Genomic DNA, 22,535 nt, shown 5'->3' with positions numbered 1-22,535 from the left:
GTTTCCTAATATATGACAGAGAATTGACGATAGGTTTAAGTGGGGTGGGGAGAATTATTCCGACGAAGTTGGGGATTTCTAGACCGACGTTGACACCAGACAACGTACAGTAAATCCACCTTTTTCTACTGCCGCAAGAGCTACTGTATATTTCATGATTACTCACCGTTGTTTCGGGTATAGTGAGATCATTATTGGAATAATATGATAGTACAGGTGTAGTATGAGAGAGAAGCCAGATGAATTAAGAGAACACAAGAATAATGGTGAAGTATTTTTCATTGCGCCCAGAGAGATCGATATGAACCCGGCTCATCAGGTCCGGGAGTATGGATCCTCCCTGTCTGATCTTCAGGCGGCTGAGAATCAAAGGCTTCTTAGATAGAGAGAATCTAATACCTATATACGACAGGGATGTGACCCCCTGCTGAGCAGAGGCTCAACCAGACGGTCACAATACAAACAATGAGGCAGCGACTCAGGAGAGGATTCAAGAGGTGACTATTCAATCAAACAATGGGGGCGAACTCGGTTCAGACAGTCCAAAAGCCCTCGTAACCGGGTGTGCCGGGTTCATCGGGAGCACCCTGACCGACCGGCTGCTCGCAGACGGGTTTGAAGTTATCGGGATCGACCGGTTCTCGGATTATTATGACCGGGAGCTGAAGGAGCAGAACCTTGCCGCTGCCATGCAGCACCCCCGGTTCACCCTCATCGAAGAGGATATCGTGGAGATGGATACGTTCCCCGCAGTCGACTATGTCTTCCACCTCGCCGCCCAGGCCGGTGTCCGGGCATCCTGGGGCCGGAGCTTTGATATTTACACCCGCGACAACATCCAGGCGACCCAGCGGCTGCTTGACTTCTATGCAACTGATGCAGCCGCCTCTTCCCGCCTGAAGCGCTTCGTCTACTCCTCCTCCTCATCGGTCTACGGCGACATCGAGCTCCCGATGCGTGAGGACCGGATGGTGCAGCCCGTCTCCCCCTATGGCGTCTCGAAGCTCGCCGCCGAGCACCTCTGCTACCTGTACTGGAAGAATTATGGGGTGCCGACCGTCTCGCTCCGCTACTTCACGGTCTACGGCCCCCGGCAGCGGCCCGACATGGGGATCAACAAGTTCGTCCGGGCGATCCGTGCGGGCGATCCGATCACCATCTACGGCGACGGCACCCAGACCCGCGACTTCACCTATATCGATGATGCGGTTGAGGCGAATGTGGCGGCGGCTCTCGCAGATCCTGCCGATCCAGCCACCCCCAATGGTGCCGGAATCCTCGGCGAGGCCTTCAATATCGGCGGCGGCAACCGGATCAGCGTCATCGATCTCATCCATGCGATCGAGGATGCCACCGGCCGGACCGCCCTCCTCCACCATGCAGAGGAGCAGAAGGGCGATGTCCAGGACACCTGGGCGGATGCCGGGAAGGCGGAGCGAGTCCTTGGGTGGACTGCGAAGGTGCGGATCCAGGAGGGGCTGGAGCGGTATGTGGGGTGGATTGATGGTTGATATGAGAATCCTGTACAAGATTGAGTGCCAATGAGTCCGGAGACAGTATACCATGGTGGGTATACCCGTAGGATGAGGAATGGGGTCATGGCACGCCTGAAGACATCGGTGAAGCGGTATCGCAGGACCTATACAATCTTGGAGTTCTACTCACGGGGATTTAAGCGCCATCTTCTCGCCCTCCTTGTCTTCTCGATGCTCCTTGGCCTGATGGAGACGTTCCAGATTGTTCTTTTGTATCCGATCCTGAATGCCTCGTTTAATATTCAGGAGGCCGGAATTCCGTTTATTGAACCTCTCTATAGTATTGTGCGGAATTATAGCTCCCTGCCAGAGATCGTGACATTCTGTCTCTTGTTCATCGGATTTGTCTTCCTGACGTTTGTGGTGACGATCCTCTATAAACTGATCTCACTCCTTTTTACGAAAGCGGTGATTGTGAAGACGAAGGGAAGTATCTTTGACAAACTGAAGGAGAGCGACTACCGGTATTTTGTGGATAACAAGCAGGGGGATGTGCTCTACAATGTAATCACCTCTCCCCAAAAGATAAAAGAATTTCTCGAATACTCAACGAAAATCTTCTCCGATGTCGTCGTTGTCCTTGTGATTCTTACCACCCTCTTCTTTATGAGCCCTGTCGCCATGGGAATTCTCCTCGTTGGGGGGATTGTGTTTGTTATAGTAGTGCGGTTTGTTGGGAATCGTGTGGCATATGTCATCGGAAAAGTCCAGATGGCATCCGTTTCATCAGAAAATGCAGTTATCACACAATATGTCTCGGGTCTCCGACAGATACGATCCGTCCATGCCGATGGACACTGGAAAAAGGAGTATGTAAAGGCCCTACGCCATTACTGGGATAAATTTGTCAGGTATCGGTTTGCTGAATCCATTCCTGCGATGCTTCTTCAGACGATATTTTTCAGTGCAATAGCGGGAATTGTCATCGTTCTCTATTATATCCACACTGATCAGTTCATGTACATCGTCCCTCTCATCGGGACATTTGCATTTTCAGCACTCAAGATCCTGCCGCGGCTCTCAGAAGTCAGTAACCTAAATATGAAGATGATGGATGCGTATGCGAACCTCGAGCGAATCCATGATTTCCTTAATGACTCACAGTACAACACCATCCAGAACGGCACCGTTCCCTTCGAGGAGCTCACCTCCGACATCGTCTTCGAGGATGTAGGCTTCCATTACTATGAAGACCAGGATCTGATCACTGATGTTAACCTCACGATACACAAAAACCAGGTCACCGCACTCGTCGGCCATTCGGGTTCCGGCAAGTCGACGATCGTCTCCCTCCTCCTCCGCTACTATGATGTCACCGAAGGCAGAATCACCATCAACGGGATCGATCTCAGGGAGTACGATATCGCCACCTTCCTTTCAAAGGTCGGGTATGTGAGCCAGGATACCTTCATCTTCAATGCTTCTGTCCGAGAGAACATCGCCTTTGGCGGCGACTACACCGATGACCAGATCATTGAGGCCGCCCGGAAGGCAAACATCCACACCTTCATCGCCGCCCTCCCTGAGGGTTATGACTCGATCGTCGGCGACCAGGGGCTGAAGCTCTCCGGCGGGGAGAAGCAGCGGATCGCCATCGCCCGCGCCCTCGTCCGCGAGCCCGAGATCCTGGTGCTGGACGAGGCGACGAGCAATCTTGATAATGAGTCAGAGGCGATTGTCCAGGCATCCATCAACCAGATTTCTGAGACTATCACAACCTTCATTATCGCCCACCGGCTTTCGACGATCCGGCGGGCAGATACGATCTATGTGATGAGCACGGGGAGAGTCTTGGAGAGCGGTTCCCACAATGAGTTAATGGAGTTGAGAGGGAGGTACTATGAGTTGTATGAGAGGGGGGGCGGGAAAAAATAAAAATATGGGGTGGGAGGGTATAGAAACGTGAGGGCTCTAAAGGTGAAACCACAAAGTTAAATTTATACCTATCCCCTTTCAAATCAGGAGTGGTAGATGAATTTAGTAAATATCAATTCGACAGCCTAAAGAGAGGATAAAAAATTTAAATTTTAAATTAAAATGGTAATTAAGGAAAAATGTTATGACTCGATTGATAAAAATTATTAATGATAAATTTATTCGGCTTTTTGCAAATAAATATCAATGTGCGGATTGTGATTTTCATGGATCAACAGATTATTGGTTAAAAAGATATGAGAATGGAAAAAGGTCTGGAAATGGTTCATATGGTGAATTGGGGGCTTTAAAAGCTAGAATTTTAAATTCATTTGTTGAATCGGAAAATGTAAGTGAAGTAATTAAATTTGGATGTTGTGATGGAAACCAATTAAGTATGGCAAACTATATTAATTATATTGGGTTTGATATATCTCCTTTCGTGTGAGTTGAATTAATGCGAGTACTTATAATTTTAAAGTATATTCCCACATTTTCTTCAAACTTCAAATCAGATCTATTACATACGATCATTAAGGGGCATGAAGAAGAGGGGCACTCTGTTCTTCTTTTAAGCACTAGTTGGGCCGCCCCATCCAAGTGGGACGTGATTAATGATGGTTTCTGGCTGCATCAAAGGGCATTATATTGGTTATTAGGTAAAATCTCAACACCCTTGGCATTTCACTATCGTCAACCTCATATTATTCGATCTGTTATCCGTGAACACAAGAGTGATCCAATTGATGTCATCTTAGCCGTCTGCACAGCAGACTATCCAGGTTTATGTGCATATGCGATAAATGATGTGAGTGGGATTCCTTATGTGATACAGGAGCATAAAAATTTTGAACGGAAATATTCGTTTTTGGATGATATTGATAAATTATACCTTAAGTCACTGAGAGATGCAAACGCATTGATAACTGTATCACCTCAAGCGAAAGATGTAATGATAAAACTTGGGGTTCGAAAGGATATTGCTGTAATACCAAATGCTCTGTCCGATGAATTTTATATTACTCCTGTAGTTGAGAAAGGTATGCTTTGTGATGAAATAAGAAAATGGGGTGATGGAGGCTTTATTTATGGGGCTTGGACAAATTGGAGGGATATTAAGCGACTTGATATATTATTAAAGGCATTTCTTGAGGTACGGTGTTCTGACATAAATGCAAAACTTATTATTGCAGGTTCGATTCAATCACAATCGGATGAGATATGGGTTAAAAATTTTATTACTGAGAACTCCCTTGATAATTATATCTTGCTATTCGGAGTTGCCGATCGGGAGCAAATTCATCAAATCGCATATGCCATAGATTGCTGTGTTATATCAAGCGATTATGAGACATTTGGCTTACCTGCTTTAGAAGCCTTGGCGGCTGGTAAGCCTGTCGTATCTACTCGTTGCAATGGACCAGAATATATTATAAATTCCACAAAACTGGGAAGGGTTGTTGAAAAAGGCGATTCTTCAATATTAGCCTCAGCTATGAAGGAGATTTATAATACCAGACGAACATTCGATCCTGAGCTGATTCGAAATAGTGCTTTACAGCGCTTTTCACGTTCATCAGTTCGTAATCAATTTACTAGGATATATCGAGAGGTAATAAATGGAAAGCAATAATTGTTGGTATATAATTGACATCTAATTAAAAAAAATAATCGATTAGATTTAATTATATATTTAAACTATTAGTTGATTAATGATCGATTGTGTGATCTGCTTGAAAAAAAAAGGATGATTGAAATGTGTTTACACTCAAATGAGGATAAGCTTATTAATATAATTGTTTTAGGATCTAATAAAAGTGGTTCGAGTGCGGTTTTTGATTATTTAGCTGGTAGAGCAGACATCGCTGATCCTTTACAAGGACAGGAACTATCAATCATGCAGAATCCTTATGGAATCTTGTCATTTATTTCCGCTGTTTACGAATCATATTATCCGACCATTGGCGCCGAATTACTTGATAAACTGGAGTGGATGTTATATCGCGCGGGATATCCACGCCGTGGGTATACATGTGGATATGGATTAAAAAATATTATACCTGATTATAATCATAAGGTAAAAAAATATATCAACGAAATCACTGACATTCAGTATCCTTTTGCATATCAACACTATATGTTAAATGCTTCGAAGCTCAGGATTTTGAAAACTATAATACTTGAATCAATTTTAAAAAATAAGATTACTACGTGTCAGCGAATTCCCGTATCGAAAGAACAATTTATTACTATAACAAAAGATTTTTTACTTAGTTTGCTTGAGCATAGGATCTATGTTTCTGATACCATCAGAGGTGTTATTATAAATCAAGCGGGTTCATATTGGTGTCCTGAAAAATCTCTGGATCTTTTCCATAATCCTCGTCTGATTGTTGTCTCGCGTGATCCTCGCGATCAATTTGCTGAGCTGAAAGTCAAAAAAGGGCTTACTGATGTAAAAACATTTGTCAGCTGGTACAAATCTATTATGGCCCTTAAATCAATTAATTATGGCTGTACTAATTATAATACTAATATTATCTACATACAATTCGAAGATTTCGTTCTTAAGCATGAGCAAGAGCGAGAGCGACTTTGCTCATTTCTTGGTATAGAAACCGATGTCATATCAACATTTCAACCAGGTATTTCGGCTAAAAATATAGGTAAATATCATAGAGAACTGTCAGTTGCAGAATATAAATATATTGAAAAGCATCTTGAATCCTATATAGTTAATCGAGGTAATTTTTAGATGATGTGTTCATTAAATGATATAATTAATATTATATGTATTGTTAAAAGAGGATTAAAATGACTCGTATTTCTAATAAAATTAACGCCTATCTCTGGAGCACCTACCTTCCCCCAGCCGAATTTCCAACTTGGCCATCAGACTGCATTACACCGGAAGCCAGAGGGACCCAATACTCTCCCGGGGAAGCCACCGATCGCTTTGATCCACTCTTTAACACATTATTGAACACACATCCTCAAAACGTCACATCATCCCTCTCAGTAGGGGATGGGACCGCAGGGCAATCTTCGGTGCTCTTCTGGAGCGTATTGAACCAGTTCAGATCTCGTTTTTTACCTTTGGAATGCCGGGACAGCTGGATTCGTACCAAAGAGGATTATCAGGTGACGCTCGCGGCTGCCTTTGCGTATCTGAATGATGAACAGGTTGTGTCGTGGGTGGACCTGGATCTGCTATGGGATGAGCATGTTCGGCGCCGACGGGATCATGGGGATGCGTTCTGTGTGTTGATCGGGCTTACGGCGAACCTAGTGGAGAATCCACTGGGTGATGATGCTCTATATGATAGAGAAGGGGAGGTATTCGCCTGAAGATTGTCTATATTGCCACCTCGATCATCCCGTCACGCACAGCGAATAGTATTCATGTGATGAAGATGTGTCAGGCATTCGCACAGAATGGGCATGAAGTGGTTCTCATTGTGCCAGATTGGATAGAAAGACGAGAGCCTGGGGTACTCAATGCTTTCGATTTTTATGGAGTGGAGAAGTGTTTTGAGATTGAATATATCCCATTATATTCGATAAAGGGGAAAGGGTTATTATTTGGATATCAAGCTGCACGAAAAGCTCTGGTGTTTGATCCGGACTTAGTCTATGGGAGAGACGTTGCAGCATGCTTTTTTACCTCATGTCTGAAGCAATCAATCGTTTTTGAATCCCATGCACCAATGAATGATTTCTTTTATGGAAGTTTATTGAAGCAATTGTTGAAAAGTCACTATCTGAAAAAACTTGTAGTTATTACCTATGCATTGAAAAATTATTATATTAATAATTATGATATTATTGCTGATAAAATTATTGTTGCTCCGGATGGAGCGGATCCTTTGCCTAATAATGTAGTTCCTGTAAATTTACCAAATAAAGCTAAGAAATTGCAAGTTGGTTATGTTGGTCATTTATATCCTGGCAAAGGTATGGAAATTATTCGAGAGCTTACCCCAAGATGCCATTGGGCTGATTTCCATATAATTGGTGGGTTTGAATCAGATATTAAGTATTGGAAGGATAAAATGGATAATCTGAAAAATATATACTTTCATGGTTATGTTCCACATTCAAAAACAACACAATATCTTTTGGCTTTTAACGTTGTTCTTCTTCCAAACCAAAAGCAAGTAAGCACATACGGAAGAGAGGATATAGGTGAGTGGACATCTCCTTTAAAACTTTTTGAATACATGGCAGCAGGGCGGGCGATTATCTCTTCAAATGTAGCTGTTTTACAAGAAGTTCTTGATGATGGCTATAATGCATTATTGTGCGATCCTGATGATGTTGATTCATGGGAGAGAGCTTTGATATATTTGTGTGAAGATTTGAATTTACAAATCCGATTGGGAGAAAATGCAAGGGATGATTTTACGAATAAATATTCCTGGTACTCACGAGCTAATAGGTTGATCCATATCATAAGTCAATAGTATATATGCGATTAGCGAATATATAATATATTATATTATATCCGACATTCGGCATCTAATTTTTCATGCATAATATTTTTCCACCCCCGGCTGTCAACGTCGGTCTAGAAATCCCCAAGTATGTCGGAATAATTCTCCCCACCCCACTTAAACTTATCGTCAATTCTCTATCAAACATTAGGAAACCTCTATTCTGCCGATTCATGCTTGTTCACCCATAATTTGTGGCTCTTTCTGTCTTTCATACGGTAACTTTCTCCCCGGATATTCACTGTTCTACCCAACTTTGCCATTAACAAGAAATAAATGTGTTCTTAGTGATGTTTGAATCGACCAAAATGCAAAAAAAACTAAGAACTAATGAATTTGAGCCGAATGACAATATATCCTTTCCTATCGGCACTATGTACCTCGTTAATCGGCTGTATGAAGTCCTGAACTTTTGCGATATTTTCGGGAAACACAAGACAAGAGGTATCGATATCAATAATCTGCTTCGAGCACTCATCAGCTACAAACTGACAGATAACTTCAGCATTAAGAGGTCACACGACTGGATCAACCGGCCTGAAGTTCGTGCCGAATTCACCCTCCCTTCATTTAGTGAAAGAACACTCTACCGTGTCCTCGAAATTCTTGGTGCCAAGCGGGAAGAAATCATCTCCGACATCCAGGATGTCCTGTTTGAGAGGTATGAATTTGAACACACCAACATCAACATGGACTGGTCCAGCCTTGTTCTATATGGTCAGAAGGCTCCACTTGGAAAGTATGGGTACAGCCGTGATCATCGACCAGACAAGAAACAGATTACCATTGGTGTTACAGAACTTGCCGATCCGATCAATGTCCCGATTGGAATGACAATCGAACCTGGCAATCTCAATGATCAGATCCACTTCAAGAAGACCTATCGGCAGTCCAGCGGCCGGCTCAGAGAGGGTTCTCTGGTGATATTTGACAAAGGAGCGAACAGTATCGCCAATACCCAGATGATCCCGGCAGACAATATGCAGTACAATCACAGGAAAGAAACTCAACAAGAGCGATGACAAGATAATCGCTGAATTTGAAACTTATAATCCTCAGGTTGTTGATGAGGAATCAGGAATTCGCGGAATTATCATTGATAAGCCAAACAGTACCAACTATCTCTACTTCTCAGAAAAGCTACAGAAAGAGCAGCTGGAATCCAGGGCCAGAAAAGTTGTGCGACAGATACAGGAAGCCAAGGCCATTCAGGAAAGTATTGAGAAGAAAAAGGCTCTTCCCAAGCGATTCAGGATAAATAATCTTCTTGTGGATGTGGACTACTCCATCCAGACAAAACTGATGGAACTCTCAGAAGATGATGCCGTCAGACTTCTTGAAGAGAAGTTCATCACCGGGAGGGAGGGATTTTTCTGCCAGAAATCGAGTGAGAATTTGACACTTCCCGAAACCCTTCTGACCTATCGAAAAAAGGACTCGATCGAGAAGATATTCAACTCTCTCAAGAATGAGATCGAGATCAAACCATTGCGTGTATGGACAGATAACAGCATTTACGGTGCTTTAATTATTGGATTTCTTGCACAGTTATTCATCTCACTGGTCCGGTTCGAGATCCCGGAACTGAAGCATACGTCAACAAAATTCATGAAAAAGGCGCTATCGAATTTGACAGTTACAGTAGATTCGTGGAAGAGGAAGTCAAAAAAGTTCATTTACTCCAATTTTGATGCCATTAACACGATGGTTTTACGGTATAACTGGGCGGTTACATGAAATTTTGATGGGAAAATCGTCAACTGTCAAATACAGTATCCCGATGAAATTCTGGAAAAATTAGATCACGGTAGTGGATGCTGTGACCGGTGACTGAAGCCAAAGTGGCAAACTTAGGTGTACATTTTAAAAATGTAAATGTATATAAAACTATGTACGATTAATTTTGAGTGTTTTCGGTTTTACTGCCGAAGGTGGGATATATTATATTATTTCCATAATATATGTAGACTTTTTTATTTGTAAACACTTTACTGAGCTCTCTCTGATTATTAATATTTAAAAATATTGCATCTAAATCATTCAATATTTCATAATTTCCAAAATACACATAGAAATAATCATGATCTTGTCTGCGTATTGTTGACAAAGGAAACCTTCCTATACTCCATAGTTCCTTTGTCTGCCTCGAAACTGGTCTTATAATATTTGTATTTTCATTAAAATTTTCTTTTAACCATAAAGCAGCGTATTTTTCATTTTCAGAAATTTTTGTTTGTAAATACTCAGTAGATTCATTACTAGTGAAGACATTATCACTTGTTCCAACAATTTGATATGGTATACCAAAAGAGAACAGATAGTAACTTATAATCATCAGCAATAGACAAGTTGTTGCAACACATTTATAATTAAACCTATTAGGTTTGTCAATGATGAATGATAGTATTCTGAATGTATACAATACTCCTAGAATTAGGAAGGGTGATGTAAAAATAAGAGTAAGGGGAAATAACCTTACGTACCCATAAACGGCATTAATTTGAGGGACAAATACAATTGAGCCTAATATTGTAATACAGAAAAACGCACATATTATGTACTCCCCTCTGATTGTTGGAAAAGGACTTAAAGGTTTGTTTTTGACTAAAGAATCCAATTTTCCAGGTGTCCGTATGAATAAAAATAACATGCTCACAAGGGTTCCAATACCTATGGATAGTAAACATGCCCATACAGTTAACCAATGAATTGCACTCAAAAAGGCTACCCTGAATGTGGGTGAAAAAAGCATCTCTTTTCCACGTAAATCTAGTGTATCATGAGCGTTAGCACTAAATAGGTATTGATGAAATGATTCAGATACAACCTCCACCAATGTTATGAAAACACCTCCTCGGAAGAGAAGGAATGTCCATGACAGGAGAAAAATGATATAAAAAGCAATAAGCCCTAAACTCACTTTATCATATGTGTCGGTTCTTTGATATAAAAAGTGTGCATATAATATCCAGATTGAAAAAATTGCGAGAAATATATAAGCGGTGGTGTAATGAGTTAGGACTATCGATATGATAAAAACAACGTAAAAAAAATTTTTTCCAGTGTGATCAATATTTTTATTAGTTGCTATATATATAATCAATGCACAAAAAAAGATGGCAAGGTTTGTTCTGGGTGCTGCAGAAGATATTATTGTATAGTATTGTGATGTAAAAAAAAAGGATGCAAAAAGGGATAAAAAAGATCCAAGATATTGTTTAATCGAATAATAGATAACTAAAGGTGAAAGGGAGCAAATAAAAACATAAATAAATTTGAAAAGTAATTCTGTCTGCTGTATAGCGCATATAGAAAAAATTATCGTTGGAAGTAACGAAATACTTAAAGACAGTCCTAGGTTTCCGCCTAAAAAGGTCCATTGGGCATTTTCATAAACGGTCAAGAAGTGTAATCCATATTCCCTCTGAACATCTGAACCGAAAATATATGGGAAACGAAGCATGACCATTGATAATAATGAGAAGGAGATGACAAATAGCGATAGTGGAAAGATGCTATCGTTGATCGTATCCTTATACAAGGTTAGAATCAATAAATAAACCGGGATTGTTAACAAAGCTCCAATTATTAATGTATTACTCCCCGTTACGCTTAACCTATGAACTGAAAAAAAAATTGCCGCAGGGATTAAAATTAAAAAAGAAAGAAGAATTTTATCCATCGATTTGAATCGTGGAATAAGGCATGAAGAAAATTTATAATAATTATTTTTAACTCCTATTATTATCAAAATTATATATGCTGTAGTGAAGGTAACCCAAATGCATTTCGTACTGAGAGGCTCTTGAAATCCCATTAAGGGTAAACTATGGTTGATTAAGAATCCATATATATAACTAAAACTGACGCTAATTCCAACGATTAAGAAAAATTTTTCAAAAATATTAATATTTTGTATGTTTAAAATTGGTAGTATTATGAGTCCTGGCAAAACAAGTATGAAAAGAAAACCGAATATAAATGATAAATAAGGTACATCGAAAAAAATATATGTTGATGAAATAACCAAAATTGTGGTTAAGAGATATGCCTGCTGATATTTAGGGTTTATTAAAGCCAATTTATTCTCCTCTTATTTTTATATTGATTTAATTATTAATAATAATTTTTAATATATTTTTCCAATTATTCACAACCTTCTCTAACTGATACTCCTCCTCCACATACCTTCTCCCCGCCTCAGCAATCTTCTCCAGCTCCGGACACGCAAGCGCCCTCTTCACATTCTCCGCGATGCACTCGGGGGAATTATTCTCCATTATAAATCCGGTCTTCCCATCTATTATAACATCCGGTATCGCCCCGACCGGCGTCGCCAGCACCGGAATGCCGCAGGCCATCGCTTCAAGCATGATGTTGGGGAGCCCCTCGGTGTAGGAGGGGAGGACGAGGAGCCGGAGTTGGTTCAAGTACTTGGGAAGGTTGTCGTGGGAGATCCAGCCTGGAAGGTCGACACGGTCTGTAATGCCCTCTTCTTGCAGGGAGTTTTCGATCGACTCCTTCAGTTGCCCATCCCCGCCGATGAAGGCGCGGAGGTCTTGGTTATGTGGATGGCCGCCATCACTGTTGCTGTCGTTGAGGATGGCGGGGAGGGCTTGGGCGAAGTGCTGGACGCCTTTCTCCCCGCTCAGGCGGCCGATGTAGCCTATAAGGGGGGGGCGGTCGGTGTAGGGGGTGGTGACGGTGAAGGTGGTGAAGTCGAGGAAGTGGCGGTGGGCGATAATGATTTTGTGGCGGTAGGGTTCGAGGCTCCATTCTTTAATTAAATTTGGAGAGTAAATGATGATTTTATCGGCAAGAGATAAACAAAAATGTGCCAGTATCTTTATAATATTTAAATATCTATCATCAGATAATTGAGACTCACGAATAGCGGATCCTACCATGACTATGTTTATTTGTTTATTTAACAATTTGGCTGAGATAATTGGGATTATTGAGCGTTGCCCCCCCAAAAAAAACCAACTGGTCACTTTTTCTCTAGTTATTAAAATAATTGACAGTGCTTTACATTGACCGTATAGATATCGAGGTATTTTTTTCATAGAACTATCTATTGGATAATTTATGGCAATAAGTTGGAATGAACAATTATTCTTATATCTTTCATAACCTGCATTGCCTGTTACCAAAATAAAATCATTAAACAATGTAGAGAAAATACCGACTAAGTTACTTAATGGTGTCAAACTGGCTTTGCCTAAAGGTAATGTTAAAAGACCAATACATTTATTACTATTTTTTTTCACTATGATTACACTCTCCTTTTTTATTCGATAAATATTATATCATCCAACTATTGAAAATCTAGTCTTTGAGATCAGTCATTCGTAAAAATTCCTTGTGATATTGCTCTGCTATGCTCTTCCAATCTAAATTTTCTTTTGCGAATTCTCTAGCATTAATTGAATGGGATTCATTATCGCTAGATATATATTCTCTTATTTTCGAAAATTGTTCCGCTGTGTCCTCAAAATTAACCATTATCCCACATTCAGCCATCTTAACTATTCTTAATTGCGGTATATCAGATACAATGCAAGGCAAACTTGATGCCATAGCCTCTGCAAGAGTCAAAGGGGGCATACCCCCTTCGTAATTTGAGGCCATGATATAGTAGTCAGCGCAGGCATATAGGTCAGGGAGATCCTGATCGTCCACATATCCCAAGAAAAGAACCTTGTGCAATCCTTTTTTCTTTGCAAGACCTTTTGTCTCTTCCAATAACTCGCCTTTACCTGCAATACAGAGGGTTACGTCGCCTATTTCCTTTTGGAGGCGCGAGAAAACCTCGATCACAATATGAGGTTGCTTTTGGTGAGTCAACCGGCCAACACTCAGGAGAATGATATCATTCTCCGGGATCTTGAACTTATTCCGTAGCGATATTTTATCTGGCGATGGATGAAAAAGTCTGGTGTCAACTCCATTAGGGATATGGGTTATCCGATCTCTTGCAATCCCGATTTTCTCTAGCTCCTCACAGACAGGTATGCCCACCCCGGTGAAAAAAGTGTTGGGATGCATGCGGGTAAGGCAATAGCGCTCGCTGTGGGCCACCACTGACTTATATAGGTTAAAAGGTAGATTCCCAACGCCATATATGCTCGAACCATAGTAAGTTGAATGCATCGTCACCAGGCAACGTTTGAAAGGATTATCAGTAAGAATAAATGGATTCTGAAGCCAGACGACATCGTAATCATTGTTCTTGAAATACCGCGAGACGCTATACCAATAGTATAGTAAACCGACGATACCAGTCTTCTGGATCAGGCTATCATTTCCAAGTTTGATATCCGGCCCTGTAGGTGAACAGACTGTACACTCAATTCCCAGATCCTTTAGCTTTTCAACGATATTGTAAGTAACATTTGCAATACCTGCACCATTGGGAAAGTATTCCGTCGTACATATTAACAGTTTCATGAAAAACCTATACCTCACAATGTTGATGGGTGTTGAGGCTTCTTAAACCAATCAACAAACCTACCTAGGCCTTCCGCAATACCAACACCTGGCCGATACCCAACCAACTCCCCTGCCAACCCTACACCCGCCAGCGTATGCTCCGCATCACCCTTCTGCTTATCCGAGTACACCACCTCAGAAGCGCTCCCGGTGATCTCCCGGAGATGACCAATCAGATCATTCACTGTGATCCGGTGGCCGCCGCCGACATTCATCGCATTGCCATCAGCTGCATTCGTCTTCAGGGGGTCAAGGTTAACCCGGACGATATCGCTGATATACGTAAAATCACGGGTCTTCTCGCCATCCCTATAGACTATGAAAGGATCGTTGGTGAGCATCTTACTGGTGGAGATGGTGATCGCAAGGTCTGATCGCATTCGGTGCCCGTGAACTGTAAAGTTGCTGAGCGAGATTGTTGACTGTCCATCAACCTTGTGATAAATCCTGCAATAATGATCAGCGGCGACCTTTGATATCTCATATAGCGATATTGAATGCTTCTCATCAAAGGGGATATACGCTCCTTTTCGTGTTTTTCTATATGTGATGGCTTCTCTAAATCAACCATAATCATCTTCTCTCTTTGGGTTTTAAAAGTATTTTTTGGTATAAATCCAAAGTTCTTCTCACTGTTTCATCCCAAGATAGCTCACGTACTATCCTTTCTCTGGCTAGATTTCCCATTATTTTCCTTTGATCTTCGTTATTTATAAGAATTCGAAGACAGTTAGCAAGGGCAGGCACGTTTTTTTTTGGAAACATAATACCGCCACCATCAAGTAGATCTCGTAAATGGGTAAACTCAGAGATCACAACTGGCAAGCCACACGACATCGCCTCAAGAACGGTACGTGGCACTCCCTCATGGAGACTTGGAAGCAGAAAGATATCTGAATGCTGATATACTACAGGCATTTCATCATTACGTATAAAGTCAATAATTTTTATAGCATTTTCTAATCCTAAACCTGCAATTTGATTCTGGATTGATCTTTTCTCTGGTCCTTCTCCGACAAGTGTCAGCATGAGGTCTGGGTATTCCTTTACCAGGGTATCCATTGCCTGAATGATAAACTCAACCCCTTTTCCCTTGACAAATCGTCCAACCCATAGGAGATGAATTATACCTTTCTGATCTGTCAGGTGATCATAATTTCTGGGATGAAAAAGATCTGTATTGACACCATTTGAAATAACCGTAACTCTGGTTTCATCCAGATGGAGATATTCAATGAGCCGCTTCTTTTCATCCTCTGTATAGCAAATGATCGCATCAGCAGCATTCAAGGTCCATTTACCAATGGTCTTTAAATAAAGCACATTAAACCATTCCGGGGCACTTGCGGATATAAGGCCATGATTGGTGATAACCAGAGGGGTTGTATTGAATTTTCGGAATAGAGCACACAGATTTGTTGAGAAGAAGAGGTGCGAATGTGCATGGATTATATCAAACTCATCTCTTATTCTGAATAATATCAATGGTAAATCCAGACTAATGCTATTGCCGAGCACCTTGAGTGTACTGGTGAACCAGATTATATGAAAACCATCCTGCTTTGAGGGCTCTATCTCTTTCATCCTTGATGTGATTACGGTTACTTGATGTCCTAACGATGCTTGAGACTTCGACATCTCCCTAGTGTGGACTCCAATACCTCCAATGACATAGGGGTAGAGATCACTGGTTACGCGTAAAATATTCAACTAAATTCCCTCAACAAAATATATATTATTTTATAATATTATCTATCTAAACATGTCGGTTTGTATCATCTCGATGCTCTTTCATAATAATAACAAGCGAATTCAGGATCAACCCGCACATCATCAACAGCAACCCGAACGTCAGAAACGAAATGCCCCCCGTAAACAGTATAAAATGAAACGCCCCGGCCCGCACATACTGCGAGAACGTATAGATCTCAAGGACAAACCCGGCCACAAAGAAGACCAGTCCCGGAATCCCAAACGAGAGCAGGGGCCGGCGGTACCCGATCACCCCGATGAGCTTTGCGAGCACCCCGAGGCCGTGGGAGAGCGCGTTCTTCTTGTGCTTATGGGGGACGTCATAGGTGACGTTGAATGGAACTTCCCCGAGGGCGTGCTCACTCTTTATGAAATGATGAATCATCTCAAATATTCTCCTTAATCGCAATAGATGTCTTGAAAATTTCAGATTGGTTATCGATAATTTTATCGTTCATTCCTTGACCTCTGATTGCTTAACTTAGCGTGTTTTTAAATGCGACTCTTTATCTTCTCGAATAAGATGAATCATCGCATACAAAATCATCCCCGCCGTGATCATCAACAGCCCGAGAATGAGCATTGAAAACCCACCTGTAAATACCAGATAATGGAACGCCCCGGTACGGAAGTATTGGGAGAATACAAAGACCTCTGCGGCAATACCTGCAACTGCGAGAACGAGCCCTGGTATGCCAAAGAATACAAGGGGATGGCGAATGCTGATCATCCTGATCAGGTTCATCAATACCCCCACTCCGTGTTTCACAGGGTTCTCACTTGATGTTCCCTCGATGTCATACCGCACCTTAATCGGGACCTCGGCAACCTTCAGCTGATGATCACTCATCTGGATCAGAATCTCCGAACCTGCGGACATGCCGTTGCCGTTGAGTTTGATAACATCGATCGCCTCCTTCCCATAGGCGCGAAATCCGCTCTGTGAATCAGAGATGGCAAGACCATTCCCCGCCATCGTCGTCGCAGTGTCAAGTACCTTCATACCGACTTTCCGATAGGCGGGGATGCCCTCACCCGGACCGTCAACGAATCGGGATCCGATGACGACATCAACCCCGTCTCTTCGGAGTTCTTTGAGGAGCCGGGGGATATCCTGAGGGTTGTGCTGGCCGTCAGCATCGATGATGACAAGCTCATCAGCACCGATCTCCCGTGCGGTCGCAAAGATCGTCTGAAGGGCGCCGCCATATCCCTTGTTCGTCTCATGCTGGATGACGAGAGCGCCGAGTGCACGGGCAATAGGGACGGTGTCATCTGATGAACCATCATCAACGACAACGACTGTATTCGCGAAAGGCTGGGCCCCGACGATCGTCTTTGCGATAAATCGCTCCTCATTGTAGGCGGGCATCGCAACAACAGTATGGTGTTGTGACTTCATCAGATCAGCCTCGTCAGCATCCATGATTTCTCTTGTTGGAATAAAACCGTTTGAGCAGTTATCCAATGATTTGCATTGATTCGTTGTCGAAGCTATTGACGATGCTAAAGCACTTTGGTATTGAGGCGAGCTATTGAGATATACCTCATCTCCAATTACTCCACCACATCTGATAGAGTGCTCGGAATATCTCTCGCCTGTCGTACTCCCGTTCACTACTACAGAATTAGCCCCCATCATAATAATACATACCGGTATGCCATGGCCACAAAATCCGCAAAGAGCGTTTATTTTACTCAGAGCTGCTCATCTCGTGGCTGCTTACTCTCTCATATACATATAAATGTCTTCTACCTGATCCCTCCTCTATATATCTGTAGTTATCTTTTCCTTTGCCTTTAAACTCGTTTTAAGGAAAATGCAGAGTACGATGCAAAGCACCCGGTACTCAGGATCCCCACAGCGACATCAGACCTGATCAATGCACGTGGGATTCGCCCATCCCCACCCCGCCTCAGCCAATTGATCTCTCTCCGCGCAGAGGAACTTGAAGATTCTGCTCTTCGTATCTGCATATCATAGGATACTGTTACCCTGTGGCAGAAGGGGATACAAGGTGATGATCTGCTATCTCCTCATTGAAGGAATTGAACAAAAATACAGAGATACAAAGGACATTACGGGTCATCCCCCACAATCCGCGAGAGGAGCTCGTCGAACGAAAACCAGGAGATGCAGATCCAGATGGGTTACACCAGTCGAAAGCCAACAAGGGAGGTTGAATCCGGAGGTGATTATCCGGATGATGAAAACAAAGAGTAATATATTGTATTGTGCATATATCATTCAGAAGGCATTACGATGAAACATAGATCAGGGCGCAGCATTGCATTGGCCATGAGTGTATGGATGTTTTTTATCATCCTCTTCATGATCCTTACCGAGGCTCCAAGCATCGAGATCCTCTTTGCCCTCACCCTCCTCGGCATGCTTCTCATCGCTGATATCACAACCCCTTCCCATGTCAGGCCGACGTTCCTGAAGGGATTGAATATCATCATCGCAACAGGTGTCGTCATCTTTGCTCTCTACTTCATCCAGGCGATCATGGAGGTAATCGGTGTATGAAGCGGAAATCCCGGAAAACCATGTCCATACGGACGAGAGAGGACGATATCTCAGCTGCGCATCGTTTTGAGAACAGTCCCAGGATCGAGGCAGCCGCCGGCGTGCATCCCCCGCCCTTTGAGAAAGCATCAGTTCCATTGGATTGTGATATGGTGATTCATCCAGATCTCCCCTCAGATGAGCTCTTTCGGGCACCGGTGCCGCTGTGCGACATCCCGCCTCTCCCCCTGGCATTGCGAAGAGAGCCTCCCGTCAATGGCATATCAAAGCATTATCCGGGGGACCGGCCATGATGGATTTCAGACTCCTCCTCCGGTATGCGTCGGGATCAAACGAAGTGAAGGCGTCTCTTCTCCTCTTCACCATCGCAGCCCTCGCAATCGGCCTGCCCCTCCTCGCCGGCCTCTCCACCCCGCTCTCCTCGGTCCTGGTGCTTTGCGGGTTTGCCACCTTCACCACCGGACTGATCCTGCTGACGTTTCTCAGGGTGGATCAGGTTGCCATGGATGTTGCCGGCCTGGTCCTCTCCGGTGAACAGATTGCCCTTGGAACGCTTGCATCCCGTCTCGGTGCAGATGGAGGCGCCATCATCATCCCCGGGGAGAGACCCATCCAGTTCATCCCGATGAAAAACTCCGGATCCCTCGACTCAGCGCTGAATACATGGAATGGACACCGGGGCCTTTCGGTATCTCCCCCTGCCCTTCCTATCCTTGACCAGCTCAGGAGAGGCAACCATCTGACCATCCCCGGGAACCCCGACCTCGCACTCATCGCCTATGCCGAATCAGTCCGGACAGTTCTTGAACTGGCCGACCGGGTTGATGGAAAATTTGAGGGGGATGACTGCATCATCGAGATCACCTGGTACAAGCTCTTTGGGGGGTGTGCCCTTGCCCGGAGAGAATGCCCCGCATGCTGCACCACAGCCCCCTGCGGGGTCTGTGGACTGGCAGGCCTGATCCTTGCCGAGGCGACAGGCAAACCCTGGCAGTTCAGCGAGGTCTCCCTGGATCCGGGGACCCGGTCGATCCGGCTTGTCCTCAGCAGGGTATAACCCCTGCTTCTTCAGCCTGATCCGGGCGATGATCCCCCCGGCCGACCACCCGACTACGCGGCAGGAGAGATGATCACGCCCGGCGATTCATCTGCCCGTACGATGCCGTATGTATCGCCGGCACCGCCCCTGACCACACACCCTCTTCCAGGATGCGGCTGACCCTGATCCGGAGTGTAATGTAGGATGCATTCCTGCATCGCGACAGAAGCATGCATTGCGCCATTTTTCAGCATATTTCGTATTGTGCATCTGTATGACACCCTCACCACATAGGTAATGGTGAATAGATGTATATTTATATAATGCAAAATATACTAAAAAGCAACATATCCCTTGGTAGAGCAATGAATGTTCCAATTGCACGCCCATCCCTCGGCACAGAGGAGTCAGATGCCGTCGCCTCGGTCCTTGCATCCGGTATCATAGCCGAAGGGCCGATCACAAGAGCCTTTGAAGACGAGTTTTCCGCATATTGCGGTACAAAATATGCAGTCGCCGTCAACAACGGCACCGCAGCCCTCCATGCCGCCCTCCTTGCCTCAGGTGTGGGTCCCGGCGATGAGGTGATTCTGCCTGCATTCACCTTCTTTGCAACCGCATCCTCCGTCTCGATGACCGGGGCAACACCGGTCTTTGCCGATGTCAGACGAGATACCTGCTGTATCGATCCCGGCTCAATCGTGGAAAATATAACGTCAAAGACAAAAGCGGTGATCGGGGTGCATCTCTACGGACACCCCTGCGACGCCGTCACCCTCCGGGAGCTCACCTCAGATCATGCACTGACCTTCATCGAGGATGCGGCGCAGGCACACGGGGCGATGATCAATGGGGAAAAGGTGGGTTCGTTTGGGGACCTCGCCTGCTTCTCCTTCTATGCAACAAAGAATATGACAACCGGTGAAGGTGGGATGGTGACGACCGGATCAGATCACCTCCATGAACGGCTCCGGCGGATCATCAACCATGGGCAGTCCGAGAAGTATCTCCATACCGGTATCGGGTATAACTACCGGATGACCGATATCGCCGCCGCCATCGGGCGGGTGCAGTTATCAAAGCTGGACGAATTTATCCGGGCACGGCAGGAGAATGCAGCATACTTCAACGACCATATCAGGGTGCCCGGGATTCTGACACCCGGGATCGCCCCCGGCTGCACCCCTGTCTGGCACCAGTATGTGATCCGGGTGACCGGTGATGCCCCGCTCTCCCGTGAAGCCCTGATGGCATATCTGAAAGAGAAGGAGATTGGTTCGGCAATCCACTACCCGGTCCCGCTTCACAGGCAGCCGATATACGACTCCGGCCTGAGACTGCCGGTTGCTGAGGAGCTGGCAGCATCGGTGCTCTCCCTGCCGGTACATCCGGGTGTTGGAGCAGATGAACGTGGGTATATTGTTGAATGTCTGAATGAGGTGACACCATGAGGCAGAGTGATTTGAATAAAAGGAATTATATTTGATAAGATGATTGTGTGTGTCAGATGAAACCAGAACAATCGAGGGTACACTATGATGGATGTTGGAGTAATAGGGACCGGAATCATGGGGCGAAACCATGTTCGGGTTTACAGCGAGTTGAAAGAGGTCGGGGCGACATATGTCTATGATCTGAACACAAAGAGTGCAGAAGAAATTGCAGCATTGACGGAAGCAGAGGTCTGCCCTTCGATGGAGGCACTCCTTCGCAAGGTGGATCTCGTGACCCTTGCGGTACCGACACCGTTCCACTTCGATACTGCAATGAAGGTGATGAAGGCAGGCGTCCATGCCCTCATCGAAAAACCGATCTGCCTCACTGCAGCAGAAGGGGAAGCATTGATTCAGGGTATCTCAGAGGATCTTATCGTCGGGGTCGGGCATATCGAGCGGTTCAACCCGATCGTCGCGGAGCTGAAGAAAATTTCAAGAAATCCTGAGTATATTGCCTTCCACCGGCACAACCCCGCCTCTGCACGGGTGAGTGGTTCATCGGTCATAGAGGACCTGATGATTCATGATATTGATATCCTCTTCAATGCCTTCTTCCCGGACCAGGAGTATACCTTCTCTGCCCAGGGTAACGGGGATATTGCCCTTGTACTCGGATCTTTTGGGAAAAAAAGTCCTTTTATCTCTCCGCTTCCCGGAAGTCTGCAAAGAAGGTCCGGTCAATCTACATTGAGGAGGAGAATATGACGATCGAGGGTGACTTCATGACCCAGGAGATCTATGTTCACCGAAAACCAAACACCTATGACCAGACCAATGGCCTCTACAGGCAGGAGAATATCATCGAGAAGGTGCTGGTCAACAAGGTTGAACCATTGAAAGCCGAACTTCAAGCCTTCGTCCGCTCAGTACGTGAAGGGACGTCGTTCCTGGTGACACCTGAACAGGCTCTCTCAAATCTCCGGATCTGTGAAGGGGTTATTGAGGAGATGAAGCGGTAAATCAAAAGAGGAACCAGAAGGAGAATTACATCACGATAACATATGTGTATACCTGATACGACGTGGTGAGTATGTATGGCAACAACAAGGGACGTCCTGTATGATGGATCAGTATTTCGGCCATCAAAGCCTGTTCATCTGGAAGCCGGAAGAAGGTCTACCATCATCGTGACCACTCCTGTTGAAGATTCTGATGTTGAGAATGATCCTGCCTTCAATATTTCATCCCTTGCTGGTGATACCGGAATTTCAGATCTGGCAATAGAGCATGATCATTACCTCTATGGAAAGCCAAAAGTGAGAGTGCATGAAGAATAATCTCTGT

Annotated in this window: 22 protein-coding genes and 1 pseudogene; 15 read left to right on the top strand and 8 right to left on the bottom strand. The window is 44.2% G+C overall.

What is annotated here, in order from left to right; translation table 11 throughout:
* Positions 1-223: 223 nt before the first annotated feature.
* From J2T58_RS09800 to J2T58_RS09765, 8 genes and pseudogenes are all read left to right on the top strand, one after another.
* Positions 224-385, top strand: coding sequence for a hypothetical protein (locus J2T58_RS09800; protein WP_253489423.1), 162 nt, complete (start codon positions 224-226; stop codon positions 383-385).
* 112 nt (positions 386-497) lie between these two features.
* Entirely contained in the window at positions 498-1,511 is a 1,014-nt protein-coding gene (locus tag J2T58_RS09795; protein WP_253489420.1) for a GDP-mannose 4,6-dehydratase, read from the top strand.
* 72 nt (positions 1,512-1,583) lie between these two features.
* A complete protein-coding gene (locus J2T58_RS09790) occupies positions 1,584-3,410 on the top strand; it encodes an ABC transporter ATP-binding protein (RefSeq protein WP_253489418.1) in 1,827 nt (608 codons plus the stop codon).
* Between the two features lie 184 nt (positions 3,411-3,594).
* The gene (locus tag J2T58_RS09785; RefSeq protein ID WP_253489416.1) at positions 3,595-3,897 is read left to right on the top strand and encodes a hypothetical protein; all 303 of its coding nucleotides are present in this window, start codon (positions 3,595-3,597) and stop codon (positions 3,895-3,897) included.
* A 9-nt stretch (positions 3,898-3,906) separates the two neighbouring features.
* The gene (locus J2T58_RS09780; protein WP_253489414.1) at positions 3,907-5,082 is read left to right on the top strand and encodes a glycosyltransferase; all 1,176 of its coding nucleotides are present in this window, start codon (positions 3,907-3,909) and stop codon (positions 5,080-5,082) included.
* Positions 5,083-5,196: 114 nt separating this feature from the next.
* Complete coding sequence (locus J2T58_RS09775) at positions 5,197-6,204, top strand: sulfotransferase (protein ID WP_253489412.1); 1,008 nt, start codon at positions 5,197-5,199, stop codon at positions 6,202-6,204.
* Positions 6,205-6,856: 652 nt separating this feature from the next.
* The gene (locus J2T58_RS09770; protein ID WP_301287536.1) at positions 6,857-7,912 is read left to right on the top strand and encodes a glycosyltransferase family 4 protein; all 1,056 of its coding nucleotides are present in this window, start codon (positions 6,857-6,859) and stop codon (positions 7,910-7,912) included.
* A 338-nt stretch (positions 7,913-8,250) separates the two neighbouring features.
* A pseudogene (locus J2T58_RS09765) lies at positions 8,251-9,679 on the top strand (IS1634 family transposase).
* Between the two features lie 160 nt (positions 9,680-9,839).
* Here J2T58_RS09765 and J2T58_RS09760 read toward each other — a convergent pair.
* The 7 genes from J2T58_RS09760 to J2T58_RS09730 form a co-directional block, all read right to left on the bottom strand.
* Entirely contained in the window at positions 9,840-12,023 is a 2,184-nt protein-coding gene (locus J2T58_RS09760; protein ID WP_253489406.1) for a DUF2206 domain-containing protein, read from the bottom strand.
* 28 nt (positions 12,024-12,051) lie between these two features.
* Positions 12,052-12,849, bottom strand: a complete 798-nt coding sequence (locus J2T58_RS09755) for a glycosyltransferase family 4 protein (RefSeq protein WP_253489403.1) — start codon at positions 12,847-12,849, stop codon at positions 12,052-12,054.
* A gap of 421 nt (positions 12,850-13,270) precedes the next feature.
* Positions 13,271-14,392: a glycosyltransferase family 4 protein gene (locus J2T58_RS09750; RefSeq protein WP_253489400.1), complete on the bottom strand. Its 1,122-nt coding sequence runs from the start codon at positions 14,390-14,392 to the stop codon at positions 13,271-13,273.
* 14 nt (positions 14,393-14,406) lie between these two features.
* Positions 14,407-14,952 (bottom strand): NAD-dependent epimerase/dehydratase family protein, encoded by a 546-nt coding sequence (locus tag J2T58_RS09745; RefSeq protein WP_366518467.1) that lies wholly within the window; start codon positions 14,950-14,952, stop codon positions 14,407-14,409.
* A 55-nt stretch (positions 14,953-15,007) separates the two neighbouring features.
* Complete coding sequence (locus J2T58_RS09740; RefSeq protein ID WP_253489398.1) at positions 15,008-16,144, bottom strand: glycosyltransferase family 4 protein; 1,137 nt, start codon at positions 16,142-16,144, stop codon at positions 15,008-15,010.
* Positions 16,145-16,190: 46 nt separating this feature from the next.
* The gene (locus J2T58_RS09735) at positions 16,191-16,571 is read right to left on the bottom strand and encodes a hypothetical protein (protein WP_253489396.1); all 381 of its coding nucleotides are present in this window, start codon (positions 16,569-16,571) and stop codon (positions 16,191-16,193) included.
* A gap of 96 nt (positions 16,572-16,667) precedes the next feature.
* Positions 16,668-17,612, bottom strand: a complete 945-nt coding sequence (locus tag J2T58_RS09730) for a glycosyltransferase family 2 protein (protein ID WP_253489393.1) — start codon at positions 17,610-17,612, stop codon at positions 16,668-16,670.
* A gap of 837 nt (positions 17,613-18,449) precedes the next feature.
* Between J2T58_RS09730 and J2T58_RS09725 the strand changes: the two genes are divergently transcribed.
* The 3 genes from J2T58_RS09725 to J2T58_RS09715 are packed head-to-tail and all read left to right on the top strand — an operon-like array spanning position 18,450 to position 19,773.
* On the top strand, positions 18,450-18,716 hold the full coding sequence (locus tag J2T58_RS09725; protein WP_494546130.1) for a DUF8044 family membrane protein: 267 nt from the start codon (positions 18,450-18,452) through the stop codon (positions 18,714-18,716).
* Complete coding sequence (locus J2T58_RS09720) at positions 18,713-19,009, top strand: hypothetical protein (protein ID WP_253489388.1); 297 nt, start codon at positions 18,713-18,715, stop codon at positions 19,007-19,009. Before J2T58_RS09725 ends, J2T58_RS09720 begins: the two co-directional genes overlap by 4 nt.
* Entirely contained in the window at positions 19,006-19,773 is a 768-nt protein-coding gene (locus J2T58_RS09715) for a hypothetical protein (protein ID WP_253489386.1), read from the top strand. Before J2T58_RS09720 ends, J2T58_RS09715 begins: the two co-directional genes overlap by 4 nt.
* A 53-nt stretch (positions 19,774-19,826) precedes the next feature.
* On the opposite strand, the gene J2T58_RS09710 is transcribed toward J2T58_RS09715, so the two are convergent.
* A complete protein-coding gene (locus tag J2T58_RS09710; RefSeq protein ID WP_253489383.1) occupies positions 19,827-19,991 on the bottom strand; it encodes a hypothetical protein in 165 nt (54 codons plus the stop codon).
* Positions 19,992-20,120: 129 nt separating this feature from the next.
* Here J2T58_RS09710 and J2T58_RS09705 point away from each other — a divergent pair, with 129 nt between their 5' ends.
* From J2T58_RS09705 to J2T58_RS09695, 4 genes are all read left to right on the top strand, one after another.
* The gene (locus J2T58_RS09705) at positions 20,121-21,206 is read left to right on the top strand and encodes a DegT/DnrJ/EryC1/StrS family aminotransferase (RefSeq protein ID WP_253489380.1); all 1,086 of its coding nucleotides are present in this window, start codon (positions 20,121-20,123) and stop codon (positions 21,204-21,206) included.
* An 84-nt stretch (positions 21,207-21,290) separates the two neighbouring features.
* Complete coding sequence (locus J2T58_RS09700) at positions 21,291-21,956, top strand: Gfo/Idh/MocA family protein (protein ID WP_366518466.1); 666 nt, start codon at positions 21,291-21,293, stop codon at positions 21,954-21,956.
* A complete protein-coding gene (locus J2T58_RS11245) occupies positions 21,953-22,210 on the top strand; it encodes a hypothetical protein (RefSeq protein ID WP_366518465.1) in 258 nt (85 codons plus the stop codon). Before J2T58_RS09700 ends, J2T58_RS11245 begins: the two co-directional genes overlap by 4 nt.
* 75 nt (positions 22,211-22,285) lie before the next feature.
* Entirely contained in the window at positions 22,286-22,528 is a 243-nt protein-coding gene (locus J2T58_RS09695) for a hypothetical protein (protein ID WP_253489377.1), read from the top strand.
* The last annotated feature ends 7 nt before the right edge of the window (positions 22,529-22,535 follow it).

Origin of the sequence: Methanocalculus alkaliphilus (assembly GCF_024170505.1) — an archaeon.
GTDB lineage: Archaea > Halobacteriota > Methanomicrobia > Methanomicrobiales > Methanocorpusculaceae > Methanocalculus > Methanocalculus alkaliphilus.
This window is presented reverse-complemented; position numbering and strand designations above follow the sequence as displayed.